The sequence below is a fragment of the Zunongwangia mangrovi genome (genome assembly GCF_900112105.1).
GTDB lineage: Bacteria > Bacteroidota > Bacteroidia > Flavobacteriales > Flavobacteriaceae > Zunongwangia > Zunongwangia mangrovi.
In genome coordinates, this window is the sequence record NZ_FOKV01000004.1 from 224127 (window position 1) to 246439 (window position 22313).

Sequence of the window (22313 nt, forward strand, 5' to 3'; positions counted from 1 at the left end):
ACTATTCGTATTCAGATAAATCAAAAATTTTATTCATTAAAATCCACTTTTCACCATTTTTTGAAAATTCAGGTTTTTGCTGAAAAGTATCCATCAATCTTTCCCATTCCTGTACCTTTTTGTTTTGAGTATCCATTATAGCTTTCTTTTCAAGACTGAAATGATCTTCAGCATCCACAATCATAAATAAACGGGTATCGATTAAGAATCTGCATATCTAGAATTCCAGGATTCTTGATGCTTTCAATTACCTCCCCGGCCATGCATTCTTTTTTAAATGGTAAAATTTATACTTACTTATCAATCTAGGATCATCTTTTAAATCACAGGTAAAGCAGAATCTTTTCATCTTAGAAATTAATCAAACTCTACCATAGCTTTGATGACACCGGCTTTTGGATCTAACCAAGAATCAAAACTTTGAATCATTTTATTGTAATGCACTTGATGGGTCACAAAAGATGCTGTTGGAAATTCTTTAAGATGATCAATTACAAACTGGAAATCTTCCAATGTAGCATTCCGACTGCACAAAAGTGTAGTTTCCTTCGCGTGAATCTTTGGATGTTCATAGGTCAATTCTCCTTTGGACAGTCCAACTAATACAAAACGCCCGCCGTGTGACATATAATCTGTTCCCGACTCGAGAGCCCGTTTATTCCCGGTAGCATCAAAAACTGCTGTTGCCAGATCACCACTAGTGACTTCATCAATTTTTTCCAAAGGATTTTCCATGACATTAAATGTGTTCTTAACACCAATATCATTTTTCGCATACTCGAGGCGGTTATTATTAGTATCTAGTGCAATCACTTCCGCTCCAAAAATCTGAGCTAATTTCATAAGCCCTATACCAATAGGCCCGCATCCAATAACCACGATAGTTTCTCCCGGTTTAACGCCGGCTCTTCTAATAGCATGTGCACCAATTGCAAGAGGTTCTACAATAGCCATTTCATTAAAATCGAGTCCGTTGGCTGGAATTAAAAGATCATTTCTAACAGAAATAATTTCCTGCATTCCACCATCTGTATGGACTCCCAGCACCTGAATATTTTCACAACAATTAGTTTTACCATTACGGCAGGCGATACATTTTCCGCAGCTTACGTAAGGCATGATGATCACGTGATCTCCTTTTTTTAAACCCTGCTCATTTTCATCAATTTCAAGAATTTCAGCAGCAAGCTCATGCCCCAGAATCCTCGGATATTTGAAAAATGCCTGGTTACCGGCATAGGCATGCAGATCGGTCCCGCAAATTCCTACCCGATGTACTTTTAGTAAAGCTTCTCCTTCTTTTTTTTGCGGTGCTTCCTTTTCTTTTAACTGAAAATTATTTGGCTCCTCACAAACAATATATTTCATTTTTAGCTTTTTTAATCCTTAATCTGAATTGTTATATTTTCTGATTCCAGGCCTTCTGAAGTTACTCGTAATTGAACTATTTCACTTTTTCCATTGGATTGAATGATCACTAAGCATTTACCGTTAAACGCTTTTCGTTTTTTGCCTTTAAAAGACTCCAGGCTTGCCTGATATCCATTATCGACACCAATTATTTTACCTCCTCCGGAAACTTCAAATTTTAAGAGATTATCTGCTCGTGGAGCGAGCACACCATTTTTATCTGTAATATTCACCGTGACATATACGAGGTCATTTTTATCTGAAATCATCTCTTTTTTATCGGCTTTCAATTCAATTTTCGCCGGTTCACCGGCAGTTTGAATTGTTCTCTCCAAGACTGTTTGACCATCTTTTCTGGAAACTGCTTTTAGAGTTCCCGGCTCAAATTCTACGCTCCAGGAAATATGCAAGTCATCGCCTTCTTTTGATTTAATACCAAGTGATTTTCCATTCAGAAATAGCTCCACCTCATCGGCATTATTATAATAAGCCCAGACATCAATAGTTTCGCCTTTCCCCCAGTTCCAGTGTGGGAAAATATGCAGCACATCCTCGTCGCTCCATTCACTTTGGTACATGTAATAAATATCCTTCGGAAAACCGGCCAGGTCAATAATTCCGAAATAAGAACTTCTTGCCGGGTATGGATAAGGAATAGGCTCTCCTAAATAGTCGAAACCCGTCCATACGAACATTCCGGCCATATGATCCAGTTTTTTCACTGTTTTCCAAGTTTCTTCATGAGTAGAACCCCAGTAAGCTGAAACCTGATCATACGCTGAAACGGTGTAATCATCATTTCCATCAAACTCTTCATTGTGCGCAGGCGGCCAATTTCTGCGTTCATTAGAAGGCATATCGTAATGCCCGCGGGTCATCAACCCGGAAACGCTTTCCGAAGACAAAAATTTCTGATCGGGAAATCGATTTGGAAGATCTTCGTAAGCTTCATGTTTGTAATTGAATCCGAGCAAATCCAGCGCTCCCGATTGCCAGATATAATTCTTTTCCGGTACATTTTCAGTTAAAGCCAGGGTTACGGGTCGAGTAGTATCAACAGATTTTACAATATCCACTAGTTCTTTTGTCATCTCCACACCGGTGCTATCGAACTGCTCCCGAATTTCGTTCCCTATACTCCACATCATTATGGAAGGATGATTTCTATCGCGATACAACATCGCTTTCAGATCCTTTTCATACCAATCATCCCAATCTGTCTGATAATCCTGATTTACTTTTCCTTTTTTCCAGACATCGAATGCTTCATCCTGAACAATAAATCCCATTTTATCGGTAAGCTCCAGCATCTCCGGTGAAGGTGGGTTATGCGCCATACGTATGGCATTCGTTCCCATTTCCTTCAGAAGTTTCAGCTTTCTTTCGAGGGCATGAATATTTATGGCTGCACCCAAAGCGCCATTATCATGATGCAGGCAAACACCTTTGATCTTTGTTGATTCACCATTCAGAAAAAATCCTTTTTTCGCATCAAAATGGAATTTTCGAATACCCAAAGGAGTTTCGGTATGATCCAATAACTTTCCGTCCTGATGAATTGAAGTTTTAATGGTGTATAGATATGGGTTCTCCGGACTCCATAGTTTAGGATTGGAAATGCTGAAATTCTGTGCAATTTCCAGCGAATCCTTACCGGACATTTGAACCTCCTGTGCGTGAGCAGCTATCTCCATGCCATCCTTATCTAAAATCACACTTTTTAGCTTAAGGCCCTTAAGGGTATCTGTAAGGCTGCTTTTAATATTCACCTTTAAATTAACCTTTGCAGAATCTTTGGAAACATATGGTGTAGTTACAAAAGTCCCCCGATGATCAATATGAATCTTAGATTTGGCAATTAAACGTACGTTTCTGTAAATTCCAGAACCCGTGTACCATCGTGAGTTAGGTTGTGCCAAATTATCCACTTTAACAGCAATAACATTAGATTCCCCAAATTTGATAAATGGAGTTAAATCGTATTGAAAAGAAATATAGCCGAATGGCCTTTTGCCTAAATATTCTCCATTGACCCAAACTTCACTATTCCGGTAAATCCCATCAAAAGAAATAAATACATTTCGATTATTCCAATCTTCTGGAACCTCAAAAGTCTTACGATACCAGCCAATCCCAGCCGGTAATGCGCCACCTTCAGGTTTTGTAGGATGCTCTTCGCTAAATTCTCCTTCAATACTCCAATCATGCGGAACATCTAGTTTTCTCCAGTTAGATAAATCTATGGAATCATTCTTTGCTTCCGGATGCTCTCCTAATTGGAAATTCCAGTTGGCATTAAAATTTTGCACAATTCTTCCCTCTACTTCATTCGTGTCCTGTTCTTCATCACAGGCTGAAAAAAGGCAAAGGAGTATCAGACAATAAATTGCTTCTTTAAATTGAACATTTTTATAATACTGTTTCATTTTTATTTTTGAATAATTTCAATCATTGAAATTCAAACGACTCTAACCATAAACCTTTTAAACTCTCTGCAGAAATTCTAATCGTATAGGTTCCTGCATTGATGTATCCTCCGGTTGTAGTATTCAGAATTTTCCATTTTTCGTCACGTACAGGAAAGGTGATCTGGTCGTTTCTAACTATGGCACCGTTAGGAGCAATAATTTCAAACTTTACATCAATTGGCTTTTCGCTTACGTTCATGTACCGGAAACGCATCAAATGAATTCCAGCTAGGCCGGTACTTACTTTCCATTCAATACTTGCCGGACTTTTATTTCCAAAATCCAAATAATCGCTATCCTTGAAATTTTTTATACTATCTCCTGTAAACAAAGCATCTTCTGCCTCAAATTTTACAGAAGGTCGCGATTCCTCACCCTCTCCCATATTATATAAGGGAACGGCAACTATGGAAAAATCAGATTCATCTTCATTTCCAAATTGAAAAGTTTTATTAGCAGAAATTGTATCTAGATAAACATGAAACTTTTTTCCTTCAGAATTTACTGCTCTTCCCGATATTTTCCTGAAATCGCGCATCCAATTTGGCTTATTAAGGGTATCGGTATCGCTTAAAATATATACGCTTGAAGTTTCTTTCAGTTTGAAACCCCCAGAACGGTTTAAATTTTCAGAAGGAAAACTTAGCCATTCTGTACCAAAAACCTGATAAGGCAGTTTAGTCCATTTCTTTTCTGAATCTGTATATTGTTTTTGCCCAATATCCAGCCAGGTTTTCTTTTCTATATTTTTTGAATAAATATGCTTAAAAATTCCTGAAGATGCTTTTGCCGCAGTTTGTTTCTTTCCTCTAATAGCTATTGCTGAAATTACCGCTTGTCCTGATGTTACCTTAGGAAATGAGATTGTCAATTCGCCATTTTGCACTGTTGCAGAAACAGTTTTCTTAATTGCTGTATCATGACCAGCTTCTTTCCATATATCCAGGTTTTTAATTACGGTATTACCGTTTACGGCTACGTCGAAATTACGCCAGTTGGTGCAATCTAATCCGCCTCCTGTACCATACCAGGGTTCGATAAAATATAAATCAACTTCGTACTCACCATTTTCAACAGGAAATTCATATTTCAGTTTATCCATTCCAAAACGGAAGGTTTGAAATAACTCCCAGTTCTTAGTATTGGAAATAGGATCCCAGGTTCTACGCTGACTCGCATAAAAAGCAGGTAGATCTTCAAAATCATCGGTCCAGGAGCGGGATCCCCAAGTTTTATCATCAGTTTTGTGAACATCAGCCATCCAGGTATTTCCAGAGTCATCGATAAATTCTGGTCCGCCGGCATTTATACGATATATATAATTATCGTCTTCAGATATTAGAACTTCCTTTCCGGTAAATAACTGTCGAAAATCTGGTGATTTGGGTAAATTATTCAGAAGAACAACATCGGTTGCGACTTCTTTTCCATTCACAAAACTTACAGCTTTCAGAACATTGTACTGTATATTTACATCATCCCACTGGAAGTGCCTTCCCACTCCTGGATTCTTTCTTTTGCCTAAAGATTTACCGGTAACATCATTAAATAATTCAACTTCATCACAATTCGAATACACAACGATGCTATCCTTTTTGCCAGTTTCGGTCCAGCGATCTGGCCACCCGTGTGAAACGATATAAACCATTGGTTCGGTTTCCTTGGGAGCATAATTCCCGCGATACATATAATAGGCATCAATTGGTTCACTCCAAACCGTGAAGAATCCTTTGTAATTAACCGGCCCAACCCGGTCTATATCGCGAAAAGCCTCGCCATTCTGGATCCTTCCAGGATTTTCATGAGACGTGAACAACCAGCTATACTGGCCAACCACACTATCGCGAACTTCTTCAGCTTCCCGCATCTTTATCTCCATGAGCTGGGAAAACCTATTTTCACTATATTCTCCATCCTGATCAAATGGGCCTTCTGTGTGCAAGTCCGTAGTTCTCCAACCTCCATATTCGCCATTTAGAAGATCTTTTTTAAGTTCTTCTGAATAATTATAGGGATCACCCCCATAGGTACCAGACCAGTTTTGGATAACATTCCAGTCGGTTCCTTCACCTCCGTTGCAAGTGGTCACTAGTCGTTGTTGGGAAGAAGTTGGATCCATTTCCCTTATTATCGCAGTGCATTCTTCAGCAAAATCCTTTGGAATGGTACTTTCATTCTGCAATCCCCACATGATAACGGAAGGACTATTTCTTCTTTCTTTGATCCAGTCGCGTAGTAAATGCTTAAAGTTTTCTTTAAACTCCGGCGTATCATACCAGATATGAGCTGAAAACTGGCTCCAGAATAAAATCCCTTCTTTGTCCCAATGTTCCTGATATCTTAAATTATGTGGCTGATGCGCCTCGCGAAAAGCGTTAAATCCGCCGGAAATCATCTGGTTTACTCGTGCTCCGATCATTTCCTCGGTGAAAGAATGGCTACGTCCCATGTTATGCTCATACTCGCAGGTACCATTAATAAAATAAGGTTTCCCATTGAGGTGAAAACGCATATCGCCATCATTCCTGTTTTGCGGATAACTGATCCAACGGATGCCATAAGGTGTTTCCAGATGATCCAAAACTTTCCCCTCCTGCCTTACGGTGGTTACCAGCTTATAGAGGTACGGATGTTCGGGCGACCAAAGCTTCGGACTATCTAATAGCGGTAATTTTTGCTGAAAACTTTCAGGATTTGCTCCGTTTAAATCGACATTTTCAGCAACTGTAGCGACAATTGCACCATTTTCATCCTGAAGCTGATTTTCAATGGTAATGCTGGCAACATCAGTATTGCTGTAATTTTTTACTTCGGTTTCAATATAGAGCTGAGCGCTTGATTCAGAAATATTCTTATCATTCCAGATATGAACACCGAAAGGTTCAATTTTAATATCGTTGGTAACAATTAATGAAACCGGCCTAAAAATTCCCATAGGCTGTGATCCTTCAGAAAAACCCCATTCCCCTGAACATCCACCGCAAACCCAGGGTAAATCCGCAATAAAAGGGGGGTGTTCAGCTTTAACCGTGATACTATTTTCCCCTTTAAAGTTTAAGGCATCTGTAATATCTAAGGTGAAGGTTGTTCGGCCACCCTTATGGCTACCCACTTTTTTACCGTTGACCCACACCGTCGCATAAGAACCAACCCCTTCAAAAAATAAAAAATGACGTTTACCTTCAAGCTTAGGATCTAATTGTAATTCTTTACGATACCAGGCATTGCCATGCAGGTTCCCGTGTTTCATTCGGCGATACCCATAATACTGATCCCAGTTATGAGGCACATCTACTTTCTCCCAGGAAGTATCATCAAACTTTACATTTTGAATATTAGTTGTATCTTTTAATATTTCAGAGTCTTCTCGAATAGTTCTCCAGTTCTCCTTTAAAGAAATTACCCATCTCGGATGATCAACTATTTCCTGCTGATCTTCATCGATAGTGTTATTTGTGCTTCGGTCTTCCCCAGATTTACAGGAAAGCATCAAAAACGAAATAAAAAATACTATGAAGCGATTTTTAATCATAAATTATTAATATTCAACAAATTGAAATGGCTTTATTCCTGCTCCTTCTCCTGGAAAATCCCCTTTAAGTATTTCACGTTAGCGCCATAATTGGCTTTAACGTCATGAACCATGGATGTATCCCGTGAACGTTCCACAATAAGCCAACCTTTCCAGTAAATATTATCAAGCGTTTCCTTGATCTTCGGAATATCAATTTTGTCATTATTTTCCAGCCATTCCCCATCGGTAGTCGAAGCATGGATCTGCGCGATATTATCGCGCCCCAGCGTTCTTAGTTCCTCGGAAATATCCCAGCCGTTTTCCACCGCTTTCGAAAAGTTGAAGGAGATCTTAATATTCTGGTTTCCTATCTCTTCCAACAATTCTCTTTCTTCTGAAGCTCGTAGGCTAGTCTCAATAGCGATCACACCATCAATTTCGTTTACCTGCTCTGCTGCCCAGCGTAAGCGTTTAATAATCTCAGGTCGCAATTCCGGGTACTTGTTCAGGTCATTGGTTACTCCAAGGGGCAGGTAGGCAACTGGAACATTCATGTTTTTCATGGTTTCCACGCAATCTCCTACCATTTGCTTCACGGTAGGTCTTTCAGCAAAGGACTGGGCATAAAATCCAGACATAGCAATTGCGGCAATTTCTACCCCGGTAGAATCAGATTTATTCAAGAATTTTTCTCGCTCTTCAGGATTTCCCAATTTGCTCTCAAACGTATCCCGATCACCCAGGCTACCCATATCCAGCTCAATTCCATCAGCACCAATTTCCTGTGCCAGTTCAAAAGCGCTTAATTTTTGTCTTTTCATGATCATCCAGTCTGAAACTCCAATTTTGTAACGTTCCTTAACAGGACCTGGCCATTCCCCGTTTTCAATAGGAAAAGTTACCAGCTTTTCAGGATCAATTTTCACATATTTGATACGTTGCCTTCTCCAGGTATACACCGCATGAAGCATTCCATCTGACCCCTGAATGATCGCCGGATAGGAATACTGACTTATTTTAGAATCTTCCAATACCAAAGCCGCTTCCCAATTGATACCATCTTCAGAAATAGCAAGATTTAATGGTGACCGTTTGTCCTTGTAATTATCACCCGCAGGAAGTACGTGATTGTAGATTAAAGCGTGCTTTCCATTATCCATAGTTACCGCATCGGTCCCGGAATTGTTATTTGGAATAGAAAGTAATTCCATTTCAGACCAGGTTTCTCCATTATCTTCAGACCACGTAGAAAATAGCGCCCTGTTTTTTGTACGACCAACGGCCTGTAATCTTCCATCTTCGTGAACCAGAACGCTGGGCTGTATCGCCTGAATCTCTTCTGGACCATTCGGAATCGTATCTGTAGTATTCCAGGTTTTACCGAAGTCTGAAGTAGATTCCATTTTCAGATTCCAGCCGTTTCCTTCCACACTAGATGGAAGTATTAATTTGTCATTTTTCGCTAAAACCGGCTTGTTTTTGATCGGCCCTAAATATCCTTCCGGAAGTTCTTCAGCTTCAGACCATGTTTCTCCACCATCTGATGACCTCTTTATCATTCCCCACCAGGAAGATGGGTGTGGTCCTACTTTATAAAACAACAATAGATCACCATCTGGTACCTGATATAAAACAGGATTCCAACTTGGATACCTCAGCGTATCATTAATCACTCCATTAGCAACCTCAACACCTTCTGTCCAGCCATTTTCGGTACGCTTGCTTACCCATATTCCAACGTCTGGATTACGCTCGTGAGTACCACCAAACCAGGCAGCGATAAGATCCCCCGATGTAGTTTCTTCAATAGTTGCAGCGTGTGCTGATGGATAAGGCGCTGTTTTATAGATGTATTCTTCGGAAACTATTCCTTCTTTCCAGGTTTTATCTTCCAAAGCTATTTCTTCATTCTTAGCCATATCGTTCTTCCTATCCTGATCCTGGCAGGAGCCTGAAAGAATTGCTACTATTAAGACCATCAATAATTGGTAAGTTCTCATATCTTTTTTACTGAAATTCTTTTAGTTAATATTGATCGTATATTCGCCTGATAGTAATTCGAAAATGACGTGTTCTTCTTGTACCGAAACATTTTCAGCCAAACTTTCAAGTTGGTTGTTATTGAGCTTTACATTGGAAATTTTTGAAACCGGAACTTTAATTTTTGCGGAAGTATTCGGTGGAATGGTAATTTCCCAATTCAGTTTCTTTCCATTCTTTTCCCAGTGACTTTTTATTTCACCGTAACTGGAATCATAAGATGCATTTACGTAATCCAACCCTGCATCAAAATGAGGTTCCATTAAAATCTTTTTAAAACCAGGGTTTTCGGGATCAGATTTTATTCCCGCCATATCTTCATAATACCAGATCATGAGATCCCCTAAGAGCATCACATGGTTTTGAGAATTCATTTCTGGATCGGCCGTGTTACCATTCCATAGTTCCCAGATGGTGGTTGCACCATTTTCTGCCATATATCCCCAACTTGGATAGGTGTTATTACTCGCTAATGTAAATGCGAGGTCTGGTCTACCAAATTCGGTTAGCGTGCGCATTAAAAACTGTGTTCCCACTACTCCAGTACTTATATGACTGTCTTTATTCACTTCGATTTCACGAGTCATATTTTCGAAAACCTGCTGCTCATGTTCTTCAGGAACCATCCCAAAAGCTAATGGAAGCACATTTGCGGTTACCGTATTATTTGCATACACCAGTTTTGATTGATCAAGGTACTTTTCATTGAAAGCGGTTTTCACTCTTTCTGATAGATCCTGGTAATAAGCAATATCCTGTTCTTCAGCATCAATTAGTCCAGCAAATTTTTCCATTAGATTCAGCAGATAATAGTAAAATGCACTGGAGAGAACATCCCCATCGGTAAGTAATTCTGGATCCTGCGCGCGAATGATCTCCAGTGATTCCGGTGGTACGCACCAGTCACCATATTTATCTTTGGTCATCAAATCATCCTTCAGATAATTAGCCTCCATATACTTAACCCATCTTTTTATGTACGGATAATGCTTTCGGATTCCGGAAACATCTCCATACTGCCGGTAAAGCATATCAGCAACAGTGATGTAGGTTCCCTGCCAGGTCACACCATCACCGTAATATCTCCAAAATGCCGGAGCAACATCTGGAATTCCGCCATCTAAGGTTTGTGAATACTTAATATCATCCAGCCATTTTGAATAAAGCGTCTGGTGGTCAAAAAGGAAACTTTCCCCGTATGCTCCAGTAGTACGATCACCTAACCAGGGCTGACGTTCATTTCGTTGCGGACAGTCGATGGGCATTCCCTTATAATTTCCACGGATTCCCCAAAAGGCATTTTCATAAACCTGATTCATGATTGGGTCAGAAGACTCAAATTCTCCCACCGTTTTCATATCATCATAAACTACCTTCCCTATAAAATCCTTAATTTCAGGCTTGGAATTCAATCCGGTAATTTTCACAAAACGGAAACCGTGATAGACAAATTTCGGTTCCCAGGTTTCAGTTCCATCTCCTTTCAGAATATAATGATCGGTTACCCTGGCATCCCGAAGGTTTGCTGTATACAATGTTCCGTCTTCTTTAAGAGATTCAGCAAATTTCATCTTTATCGTATCGCCTCTCTTGCCATTTACTTTAATTTGAAGCCAGCCTACCATATTTTGCCCCATATCCAGGATATAACCATCATCCTTTTTATTTACAGAAGTAGGCATAACGGTATCCTTAACCTTCATATTCGGTGTCATCTGGCCTTCGTAAAATCCGCCAGGTTCCTGAACCCACATTAGATTCATCCAGTCTGAATCATCAAACTCAACCGTGTTCCAACCAGGAATTTCCATACGCGCGTCATAAGTTTCCCCATCATACTCGTTATTGGCTCTGATAGGACCGTTCGCGGTAAACTTCCAGCTTTCGTCGGTTTTAATGGTTTCAGAAGAACCATCTTCATACTCTACGACCAGTTGCATAGCCATCTTCGGAAAACCGAAATTCTTGATTTTATAAGGCTTATATTCCTGCCGCATCGCAAAGTACCGACCGTTACCCAGAATAGTTCCTATGACATTTTTCCCCTCAGAGAGCTCTTCGGTCACATCAAAAACATTGTATTTCACATTTTTGGTATAATCAGTAGGAACTGGAGCCAATACCTGGTCTCCAATTTGATTGCCGTTGATGTATAGCTCATAAAGCCCCATTCCCATCAGGTATATTTTGGCCTCTTTGATCGGTTTTTCAAGCTCAAGATTCTTCCTCACATATCTTGCGGATAGTCTTGAAAACTGACTTACGCTTTCGCCAGGAAAAAGCTGATTGTAACCAATCCATCGAGTAGATTTCCATTCAGCATAGGTAAGGATTCCCATGCTCCAGAAGTTCGTTTCGCTCCAGTCTGACTCTCCTTTATTTGTCCAGATTTTCACTTTCCAGAAGGCTTTGTCCTTGCTGTCCAGCTCTTTGCCATTATATGTGATATTGATGGATTGATCACTTTTAACCTTTCCAGAATCCCAGAGATCAGCTTCATTATTTTGCAGTTTTTCCCTGCTGGAAGCCACCATGATGTGATAAGCTTCCTGTATTACCTGTGATTTATCGGTCTCAATTTTCCAGCTCAGTCGTGGTTGCACCACATCTATCCCTAAAGGGTTTTCGAGCATTTCACATTCCAGTTCCTGAAGATTTATTCCGCTTTGCGGAAAAACAAATCCTGAACTTAAAATGATTGCCATTAGTGTAAAAATACTTTTCATCCTCTCTTTCATTTATTCTGAAACTATTCGTTTTAGACTGTCCGCAGAAGCAATTTCATTTCCATTTCTGAAAATCTTAAATCCTTTTCCTTTGTTGTATCGCTCGCCGTTCTTATCCCATAAAATGGTAAGAATATCACCGTGATACAGCACATTATCTAGGCAGAAATACTCCCACTGGTCTTGTGGAATCAGCGGATTCACCTCAATTTTATCATCTGCACGGGGACGCAAACCAACCAACCCGGTAATGAGTAAGTCGTTAAAGGTGGAATGATTATAGTACCGACTTCTTTCCCGGTCTCCCATGAGCCAGTAACCCGTAGATTCATCGAGGTATTCACCAATATAAGGCCTACCGCGATAATATTGAGATTCCACATACAGATCCATTAATTGGTAATAATCCTCTTTCTGAACGATATCCTGATTGTAATTATTCATGAAATTTGCCAGCGCGGTCATCGTCTGAGAAGTGGCGAAGGGCCAGACCGCTCCATCCCATTCGCAGGTGCCGGTACCATGCGTTCTAAATCGCGGACTTCTTTGCTCTGCCGTGGTCAATCCAAAAGGCGCTAAAAATCCTTCTTCATTCTTGACCTGTTTCCAGGCTTCGTTGTATTCTGCATTCTCATCAGGAAGATTAAAATACCATGGTATATACCCAATGGCTTCCCGAACATTCGCGCAGGTATCATTTTCAGTAAAAGTTTCAAAAAATTGATCTTTTGGATTCCACAATTTTTCCTCTACCAGCTGTTTCAACGTATCTGCTTTTTTCTCGAAGCGTTGTGCGAGTTCTTCATCTCCTTTCATACGAGCCATTTCCGCAAGTGCCTTTGCATTTCCGTACATATAACTGTTAATGGTTGGACGAGTGTTCTTAACGTGTCGGCCACCACTTAAGGACTCCTCCATGCCATCTTTAACATCATATTGCCAGAAAAGCCCGTCATCCCTTCTCCGATCTCCTTCCCAGGCTTCATATTCTTCTACCAGATCTGGAAACATATCCAACAAATAATCCTCATTCTGGTCTACCAGAAATTTATCGTAAAGACTCGCTGCAGTCCAACTGCTGAAGGACCGCAATTTTTCCATGTTTTCACCATCATTTCCACGAAACCATACATGCACGTTCTCGTCAATATAATCCCGGTTATGCAACCATCTGAATTCATGAATGTGATGACTCAACGCACAGCTAATCAAATTCCATTTATCAGCATAAGACCTTTCCACCAGGAATTCTGTAATTGCGTAACCTTCAGGGGTTTCTTTAATATGCTTCCTGGCCGTCCACCAGCGGTAATAGAACATTTCCTCAAAGCTCTTCTGAGAAGTTTCAAAAAGCGGAATATTTTCCTGCATCCAATTCAAGGAACTGTCGTTTGGTATGGCCTGGACGATATTCTCGCCTTCCATAGTGTTGAACTTATCAACATAATCCTTGAAATTTTCAGGTTTTAGAATAAATGCTTTTGAAGCTTTTGTTTTTACATCATCATTTTCATCTTGAGAATCGCAGGAAACCTGTGAAGTTAAAATGATAGTTAGTAGAAATATTTTCAGATAATTCAAATTCATAAAATTTTATTTTGCTGAAAATGTATAAGTCTTACCTTTTTCAGTTTTAATATCGTATTCGTAATATTTTGGCAAATCAGGCTGCGTTGTTTTGGATTTATCTTTTACGATTGGCTTCTGAATTGGATTAATTCTGAAAAAAGGATTTGGATTTTCTCCTTTTGCCGTTTTCAGATTTTTAAAATCCAGTTTTGAAGCCGTACGAAGCCGAAGATTTCCGCCAAGATTAGATTTTACCGTTAATTGCTGAATTTCGTTGTTTTCCCATTCCAGGAGGTTTATGGTGAAGCCTCCTCTTGCGCGAATTCCCTGAATGGATCCCTGTTCCCAGGCGTCTGGTAAAGCCGGTAAAATATGGATTGCTCCTTCATGACTTTGCATTAGCATTTCAGCAATTCCTGCGGTTACACCAAAATTTCCGTCAATTTGAAAAGGCGGATGTGCATCCAGCATATTTGGATAACTTCCACCACCATCGCTTCCCACCAGGCTAAGCTGATCATTCAGTAATTTATAAGCATGATTTCCATCGAGTAATCGCGCCCACAAATTCACTTTCCAGCCCATAGACCAACCGGTAGATTTGTCTCCGCGATGCTCCAGCACCACTTTGGTAGATTCAAATAATTCAGGATTTCTGAACGGTGAAATCTGGTTACTGGGAAATAAACCGTATAAATGTGAAATATGACGGTGGTCATCTTCAGGATCGTCCCAATCTTTTAACCATTCCTGTAATTGTCCGTAGCGGCCAATCTGCATTGGTGCTAGTTTCTCCTTTGCACCATTCAATTTCTGAACAAATTCTACATCTTGATTTAGGATTTCAGCAGCTTCTGCAGTATGCGTAAAAAGATCGAACATTAATTGCTGATCCATGGTAGCCCCGGCGGTAATAGAGGCATTTCCTTCACCGCCTCCATGTGAATTTTCAGGAGAATTGGAAGGTATCACTACCATATATCCAAATTCGGGATGCGGAATCATAAAATCTAAAAAGAATTCCGCAGAACCTTTCATGATGGGATAGATCTCCCGCAGGTAATCCTTATCGCCGGAATAATTGTATCGTTCCCAAAGATCCTGCATTAACCAGGCACCGCCGCTCGGCCACATGCCTGAGTGGGCATTATCGATTGGCCCGGTAATTCGCCAGATATCGGTATTATGATGCAACACCCATCCATCAGCGTCATACATAATCCTGGCAGTTTTTTTACCGGTCTCGCTTACCTCTTTAGCCAGCTGAATGAATGGCTCGTGCATTTCCGGTAAGTTGGTCAGCTCGGCTGGCCAGTAATTCATTTCAGCATTGATATTCATGGTATACTTGCTTTCCCATGGTGGGAAAAGCATATCATTCCAGATTCCCTGAAGATTTGCAGGCTGACCACCCGGTTGAGAACTGGAAATAAGCAAATACCTTCCAAACTGGAAATACAATTCTACCAATTGCGGATCATCCTGCTCTGAAAAATTCTTGATTCGCTGATTTGTAGGCTGATCAAGCGCATCTGTTTTTCCCAAATCCAGGGAAACCCTATTAAAAAATTTCTGATAATAGTCAGCATGATCTTTTTTGATCGTTTCAAAATCTCTTTTTCGCGCTGCGTCTAATAAGCTGATCGTTTTACTCCGAACATCTTCAGAAAGATCCTTATAATTCTTAAAATTGGTCGCGATAGAAATATAAATAGTTACTTCGTCTGCTTCTTTAATCGAGATACTTCCATTTTCAGAAACAGCAGAACCACTGTTAGTGGACACTGCTACACGACCTTCAAAATCCACCCCGCCACGCAATCCTTCATGGTTACTGGAAGTTCCGTCAAGCATTATAATATCATCCCTGCTCACCGGATCGGTTTTGTCATACGGGCTATTCATTAAAATATTGGCAGTGATCTTCCCGGGTTGATCTGCGGAAAGTTTTACCGCAACCACATCATCTTTAAATGCGGATATAATTTCTCTTTTGTAAGTTACATCATCAACCTTGTAAGAAACCGAAGCTAACGCACTTTGAATATCTAAATCGCGGTAATAGTTGGTGTAATCCTGGTGACCGGGAAATGAAATGTAGACATTACCAAAAGTTTGATACGGCATCCCATTATTGGTTTGAGATCGAATATCACTCGTTGCCAGGTCCTGAGCTGCTTTATACTTGCCATCAAAAATGAGTTTTCGAACTTTTGGCAAAGCCATAAGGGCTTTATCATGAGCAATACTATTAGGTTGTCCTGCCCAGATGGTTTCCTCATTCAATTGCAAACGTTCTAAAGAAGGGTTTCCAAAAATCATAGCCCCTATGCGTCCATTCCCAATAGGTAAGGCTTCATTCCAATTTTCAGCTGGTTCATCGTACCAGAGTTTTAAATCATTTTCAGTCTGTCCCTGAATAGATATTCCTGAAGACGTCAAAATCATCAAAAAACTGATTGTTTTTAAAACTTTATTCATGTTTCCTTTTTTCGAAATTTTGCCCAAACAGCGCATATAACTCAGTGATATCTTTAATCGCATTCTTCGGAAAATTTTCTGCATTTGAACCGTAAGCTTTCATTTGATTTTCAGTTTCCACGCTGATTTCTTCAAAAATTTTTCCATTCTTCATGATTTTGGATAGATCCAAATCTAAATGTTCAGCCATAAATTGATACATCGCTTTTCGCTTGGATTCCTTGTAATCATGACCTTCCTCCGGGAAATGAACATTCTTAACCTTCTCTTTAGCTTGATAAAAGGAGTATATATTCTTGATAAAGGGAAATTCCAGTTCCGGAACATTTTGCGTCCAATCCAGCCCATCTGAAATAATAAGTTGAGGTCTTGGAACTGCCATTGCTGAAATTTCTGCGTTATTAGTTCCGTTGCCGCAAAGATGAATAGGCTGACCGCTTTCACAGGAGCAACCTCCAGAAAAATAGGACGATATCATTACTACCGGCACCGAAACCTTAATGCGATCGTCAATAGCCGTAAGAAACAACGTATGTGAACCTCCACCGGAACCACCGGTAATTCCAACGCGACTAGAATCAGTTTGCGGAAGCTTCAGAAGATAGTCCAGTAATTTTTTACCATTTAAAACCTGAACGGTTTGCGCTATACTCGTTTTATGATATTCCGAAGGAAACTGTAGTGCAGATTCACCCCAGGAAAAAAGATCATAACTTACCACGATTGCGCCCATTTTAGCGAGATTTGCGCATCGTATTTGTTCACTTTCCCGATAGCGTCCATCTCCAAAATGGCCATTTGGTGTTAGAATTACAGCATTTTTTTTACCAGGTCTTAAAGGCTTATAAATTGAACCTGTAGTATAAACGCCAGGAACAACCTCTAATGCAATATTTTCAACAGTGTAACTTTTATACTTTCTTTTCTTTGTCAGAATAATTTTTGGATTGCTCAAATCTGATGCTTTCTCTATTTGTAAAGCATCTATGATACAAGATTTAAGGATAGACTTTCTATCTTCCCATTCCATTTTATTGGAGTAAAGACTGTTCAAATAGTTCAATCGATTTTTACCTACGTGTAATGTCCGCCTAGTATAATCGAATTTTCGAATACTATAAACCGAATCTGACTCCTTCCAATATACTAAATCAAACGGAGCAAGAATCGCAGTTAGTGAAGCTTCAAGATTACCTTGCTGAATACGCCAACTCGCATAGTCCAACATTTTGTCATCTAAAAGATTTCGATCATCTTTTATCCGTATTTTATACAATTCTTCTATTTTTTCAATCGTTTTCGATATTGGTTCATTAAAATTATTATCAGAATTTTGAGACCATGAAAAGGAACCTACAAGAAGTACTAATGAAAGGATAAGTATCTTCCAGATCAAAACAATAATATTCTTATTTTTGGTGTAATAACTCATTAATTTTTAATTACGATTTGATAATCTCCTGAACCTAATCTAAATTCGATTTTATCGTTTCTGAACATATAATCTTTCAAATTTTCGCCATTCACCAAGACTTCAGATTTTATGGATGCTGGTAGTTTTAATGTGGCTGAAGCATTCGCAGGAATCGTATAGTTATAGCTGGTCATATTTTCACCCTTTTTCCATTCAGCAACAATTTCTCCATAAAGCGATTGGTAAGTGGCATTTACAAATTCCATATTTCCCACCAATTGCGGCTCTAAATAAAAATGTTTAAAACCTGGGTTTTCTGGATCGGGAACCATACCTGCCAAGCTTTTATAAAACCATTCTTCGATTTGTCCCATCATAAAATGATTGAGGGAATTCCCGTTTCGTGGATCCCATTGCTCGGTAAGCGTAGTTAATCCAAATTTTATCTGAAATCCATAGCCGGGAGTGTCGTAATGATTTTGCAATTTAAACATGGTCTCATTTTCATGATTTTCAGCCAAGGTTTGATATAAATATCGATTACCCACATCTCCCGTAGTAAGTCTATAGTTATTCGACTGAATGGTATCCATCAGGCTCTTCAAAACTTTTTCTTTATTCTCAGGCTGGACAATTCCCATATAAACAGGCACCGCATTGCTAAACTGACTTCCAGTTGCGTAGCTACCCTTATCAGCATTATAAAATTCGGCATTAAAAGCTGTTCTGATCTCCCGGGTAAGCGCTGTATATTTTTCAGCATCTGCCGATTTACCAAGCATATTGGCGGCTTTAGCCAATAATTTTGATCCGTAGAAATAATGACTGGTTGCTGAAAGTGCAATGGGGCTGTTCTTGGAATATCCTGCCGCATGTTCCCCATAATCATACCAGTCGCCAAGGCCATGATCTACTAGATGATTTTCTGCAGTTGAAGAAAGATAATCTACATATCTCTTCATCACCGGGTAATATTTTTCGATTAGCGAAGCATCGCCGTAATATTCGTAATACATCCAGGGAAGCATTACACCGGCAAGCCCCCATTCCGGGGAATCGGTGAAATCACCACCGAATACGATATATTCTGGAGCGATATTCGGAATTAACCCGTTTTCCCTTTGCGCGTCGGCAATATCGTGCATCACCTTCGGAATAAATCCTTCCAGCTGATAATTGTAAAATAAACCAGGTCCATTTAAATGAGTTTCTTCGAGCCAGCCTAATTTTTCACGATGTGGACAATCTGTAAACACGCTATGAAAATTACTTTTTATGGCGGCATCGATAAGTTGATGCGTCTGGTTGAAAATTTCATTTGAACTTTCGAAAGTCCCGGCAGGTTTGGAAGAATTTGTTAGAAAAAGTGACTTTACTTCCAGGACCGTAGGTACATTCTGAATTTCTTGAGACTTATAATTCGTTCCTTCAATTTGAATATACTGGTAACCGTAATAACTAAAATAGGGACGCCAGGATTCCACTCCTTCCCCTTTGAAGGTATATTCGTAATAGTAGGGTTTACCGGAACCTCCCTGGGAAACAGTGCCGTTTTCTTTCAACTTTTCACCAACCCAGATCCTTATTTTCTGCCCTTTTTTACCCCGAGCTTTGATGCTTGGAAACCCGGAAAGATTCTGTCCCATATCCAACACAAAAGTGGTATCTGCTATCTTGTATGAAGACTCTACATCGAAGCTATTAGAAACCTTAACAGCAGGTGCTTGTTGTGGTGTGAGTTTACCTTTCGGTGCATTCTGAATAACTACATCCTGCCAGCCAGATTGATCAAAACCAGACTCATTCCATCCTTCCTGTTCCAGCCTTGCGTCGTAATCTTCACCACCGAAAATGGTATTAAAAGTGATCGGGCTTTTAGCATATTTCCAGCTTTTATCGGTAACGATCGTTTCTTCTGAACCGTCCTCGTAAGTGAGCTTCATTTGGAGAAACAAAGTTGGGGGACCAAAACTGACAAAAAACTTGGAATACCGCTCTCCAATAACATTATACATCCCGTTACCAAGCATAACGCCAATGGCATTTCCTTCATCAGAAATTTGTTTGGTAACATCGTAAATATTGTAATAAACCGTCTTATCATAATCAGTCCAAAGTGGAGCAAATTCACTATTGCCAATAGTTTCCCCATTTAGAGAGAGTTTATAATGTCCCAATCCCGACACATATATCTTGGCAGATTTGATATTTTTCTTTGATTCGAATTCCTTCCGAAGCATGATACTTCGATAGGCCAGAGAATCTACAGCGCCTACAATAGAATCACGTTTTGACTTCTTAAATGTAGGCGTATGCATATTACGACCTTCCGGAAGATGGCTGTTTGCCCTTGTAATGGCGCCAATCCATTGTGCTTGAAGATCCTTTTCTTCCGGAGAGGTATAGAAATAGGCAATATCGCTTTCAGCGGAAGTTGAATTACTGCTCCATACTTCAACTTTCCAATAATAATCCTTAGCATTTTTTAATGGCGTACCAGCATAATCAATATGCTGACTCTCTTCGGAACTAATCTTTCCACTATCCCAAACCTGATCATCAAAATTCCTGTTTTCAAAAACCTGAATTCGACAGGCTGTTTGTTTTACATCGAAATCTGAAGATTTCAATTGCCAGCCAAAACGAATATCTTCAGGAGAAACCCCAACTGGATGAGATTGCATTGCAACTTCAGGATTGACTACGCTTAGGGAAGCTGTGGGTTTTTGTTCATTATTTTCCGGCTTACTTCCACAAGCGGTAAGTAATGCTACAAAAACTAGTACTATATAGGAAAATTTCCCTTTCATCTATTCCGAAAATTCTTTGGTTTGGAGCCCATTAATGTAAAACACAGCTTCTGGAATTTGTTTTCCAGCATTTTTAAGGTCTATATAATTATCTGCCGGAGTATCTGGCGTTGGAAAATGCCTTTGTTCTCCAGTTCTGAACATTACGCGTTCAAAAGATTGCACTGGTGCATAAAAAACATTCTGCGTTCTTTGCTCACCGTTCACCTTTACGATATACCATCTTTTCGAAGGTTCCAGTTTAACCTCAATTTCATATTCCTCATCGGGTTCGTAATCGAGTATATGCCTGAATCTTGCTCCCGCTTTCGCGATGAATTCTCCGTTTTCATCAAAAATTAACCGAACTGCAGGCAAACCTTTTGAATTCTGAAATTCGATCTGTAGCATTCCGTGATCATTCTGGCCAGGTTTTACAGTGAAATTAGCTATAAGGTTCTCCGTTTCAGGAATGATCCGTTCTGCTTTTGCATAATCAAAAGCATCTTTATCATTTAATGCCAGCCATTTTTTACCGTCTTTGCTTTCAATACCTACAGAAGCCCATTGCAAATCATAATAATTCCACATTTTCAGCTCTTCACCGTCTGGCATATCATTGAAATTATCAGAGGCATGTGCTTCAGCCGTTGCGGTCACGGGAACCGGAACTTTAGCTACCCAAATATCCTCTTTGTTCACACTATATGTTAACCAAAGATTTCCATTAGGTGGAGTTCCATTCCCTTCAAGAATTCCTCGAACATATTGTGGTCCATAAGATTTGTAATTTCCTCCATATCTCATGGAACTTATTTCTCCATGAACTAGAAAAAGATCATCAAAATTCAACCCATCGCTGCTGGTCGAAATGCCCAAAGGCCATCTATATTCTGAAGGATTATATACTGTTGCGTATTTCCCGTCTGAAGTTTTCTGACCCCAGATCTTTGCATTACTATTCACAAAACCCGGTGCTCGCATTGGGTGATATTCCCAACTTTTACCGCCGTCCAAGCTCATCGAAGTAAGCGCGTGCTTCCACCAGCCAACTACCCTACCATCATCCAAATGATAATAACTGAATGCCTTAAATTGATCTTTAAGCGGAATAAGTGGATCGTCACGATCCTGTTCTTCCACCCATTGCTGCATCATTAAAGGTTTGGACAACAATTCTTCACAGGCTTTAACAAAGGCCTTGTCCTTACTTTCCTTAAAAAATGGATATTCAGATAAGGATTGATCCCAGGTTTTGTTATACCTGATAAAATAAATGGGCCCGTAACTTCCATCCTTTTTTATTTCACGAACCACGCGGCCAATTCCCTTTCCATCATTAGGATCATCTCTTTCATGGAGCGCAATCCCATAATAGGCCAGCGTGAGAAATTTTTCATTCGATGCAGTATAAAACCCCATACGCTGGTGCATTACGGCGCTAACGTCTTTTGCTTCCCCCTCAACACCTTCTTTGGTCCAGCCATCAGGTATCTTATATTCCGGAAAAATAACTTCAGGTTTGCTCCAGTTCTTACCATCTTCAGAAGTGATGAGCAAAGTGGTGCTTGGTGGCACATGCTCGCTAATCGAATCATTTAAATACTGAACGAAGAACGTTTTATTCCAGTAAGCCATATTTGGCGCATGATTATAGGTCCATCCCTTACCATCTGCAGTTTCAGGATGTTCCCTGGAAGCTCTCATAATTTGCGTGGCATGGGTTCCCACCGCAGGTCTTAACTGCCCGTGATGATAATCTATATTAGATAAGGTTGTTCCAACATATTTTGCGGTATCCACATCCTGAGAAGAAACGATAAAGGAGGTAGATAAACTGAAGATCAGGACTGCAGTTATCTTATAGATGTTCACTGGATTGATGCGCATGTAAAAGAAAAT

General features: G+C 39.9%; 11 protein-coding genes. All 11 read right to left on the reverse strand.

What is annotated here, in order from left to right; translation table 11 throughout:
- Position 1: 1 nt before the first annotated feature.
- Positions 2-217 carry an L-rhamnose mutarotase gene (locus tag BM201_RS18335; protein ID WP_317039145.1) on the reverse strand — a complete coding sequence of 72 codons (216 nt, stop codon included), beginning with the start codon at positions 215-217 and terminating at the stop codon, positions 2-4.
- 140 nt (positions 218-357) lie between these two features.
- Complete coding sequence (locus BM201_RS11425; RefSeq protein ID WP_092542737.1) at positions 358-1368, reverse strand: zinc-binding alcohol dehydrogenase family protein; 1011 nt, start codon at positions 1366-1368, stop codon at positions 358-360.
- Positions 1369-1379: 11 nt separating this feature from the next.
- Positions 1380-3836: a beta-galactosidase GalB gene (galB, locus tag BM201_RS11430; protein WP_092542739.1), complete on the reverse strand. Its 2457-nt coding sequence runs from the start codon at positions 3834-3836 to the stop codon at positions 1380-1382.
- Between the two features lie 22 nt (positions 3837-3858).
- A complete protein-coding gene (locus BM201_RS11435) occupies positions 3859-7368 on the reverse strand; it encodes a malectin domain-containing carbohydrate-binding protein (RefSeq protein WP_092542877.1) in 3510 nt (1169 codons plus the stop codon).
- A gap of 74 nt (positions 7369-7442) precedes the next feature.
- Positions 7443-9392, reverse strand: coding sequence for an exo-alpha-sialidase (locus BM201_RS18240; RefSeq protein ID WP_245758625.1), 1950 nt, complete (start codon positions 9390-9392; stop codon positions 7443-7445).
- A gap of 21 nt (positions 9393-9413) precedes the next feature.
- The gene (locus BM201_RS11445) at positions 9414-12158 is read right to left on the reverse strand and encodes a glycoside hydrolase family 78 protein (protein ID WP_092542879.1); all 2745 of its coding nucleotides are present in this window, start codon (positions 12156-12158) and stop codon (positions 9414-9416) included.
- Positions 12159-12170: 12 nt separating this feature from the next.
- A complete protein-coding gene (locus tag BM201_RS11450; protein WP_092542741.1) occupies positions 12171-13745 on the reverse strand; it encodes an MGH1-like glycoside hydrolase domain-containing protein in 1575 nt (524 codons plus the stop codon).
- A 6-nt stretch (positions 13746-13751) separates the two neighbouring features.
- Positions 13752-16208, reverse strand: a complete 2457-nt coding sequence (locus BM201_RS11455) for a glycoside hydrolase family 95 protein (protein ID WP_092542743.1) — start codon at positions 16206-16208, stop codon at positions 13752-13754.
- Positions 16201-17640 carry an alpha/beta hydrolase family protein gene (locus BM201_RS11460; RefSeq protein ID WP_092542745.1) on the reverse strand — a complete coding sequence of 480 codons (1440 nt, stop codon included), beginning with the start codon at positions 17638-17640 and terminating at the stop codon, positions 16201-16203. The genes BM201_RS11455 and BM201_RS11460 overlap by 8 nt, the downstream gene beginning before the upstream one ends.
- A complete protein-coding gene (locus BM201_RS11465; protein WP_092542747.1) occupies positions 17640-20432 on the reverse strand; it encodes an alpha-L-rhamnosidase in 2793 nt (930 codons plus the stop codon). The genes BM201_RS11460 and BM201_RS11465 overlap by 1 nt, the downstream gene beginning before the upstream one ends.
- Entirely contained in the window at positions 20433-22301 is a 1869-nt protein-coding gene (locus tag BM201_RS11470; RefSeq protein ID WP_092542749.1) for an exo-alpha-sialidase, read from the reverse strand. It lies immediately after the preceding gene.
- Positions 22302-22313: the final 12 nt, after the last annotated feature.

What these genes read in the sequence shown, in the direction of transcription:
- BM201_RS11425 (WP_092542737.1), bottom strand. Translation starts at nt 1,368, where the DNA reads ATGAAATATATTGTTTGTGAGGAGCCAAATAATTTTCAGTTAAAAGAA.
- BM201_RS18240 (WP_245758625.1), bottom strand. Translation starts at nt 9,392, where the DNA reads ATGAGAACTTACCAATTATTGATGGTCTTAATAGTAGCAATTCTTTCA.
- galB (WP_092542739.1), bottom strand. Translation starts at nt 3,836, where the DNA reads ATGAAACAGTATTATAAAAATGTTCAATTTAAAGAAGCAATTTATTGT.
- BM201_RS11450 (WP_092542741.1), bottom strand. Translation starts at nt 13,745, where the DNA reads ATGAATTTGAATTATCTGAAAATATTTCTACTAACTATCATTTTAACT.
- BM201_RS11435 (WP_092542877.1), bottom strand. Translation starts at nt 7,368, where the DNA reads ATGCTTTCCTGTAAATCTGGGGAAGACCGAAGCACAAATAACACTATC.
- BM201_RS11445 (WP_092542879.1), bottom strand. Translation starts at nt 12,158, where the DNA reads ATGAAAAGTATTTTTACACTAATGGCAATCATTTTAAGTTCAGGATTT.
- BM201_RS11465 (WP_092542747.1), bottom strand. Translation starts at nt 20,432, where the DNA reads ATGAAAGGGAAATTTTCCTATATAGTACTAGTTTTTGTAGCATTACTT.
- BM201_RS11460 (WP_092542745.1), bottom strand. Translation starts at nt 17,640, where the DNA reads ATGAGTTATTACACCAAAAATAAGAATATTATTGTTTTGATCTGGAAG.
- BM201_RS11470 (WP_092542749.1), bottom strand. Translation starts at nt 22,301, where the DNA reads ATGCGCATCAATCCAGTGAACATCTATAAGATAACTGCAGTCCTGATC.
- BM201_RS11455 (WP_092542743.1), bottom strand. Translation starts at nt 16,208, where the DNA reads ATGAATAAAGTTTTAAAAACAATCAGTTTTTTGATGATTTTGACGTCT.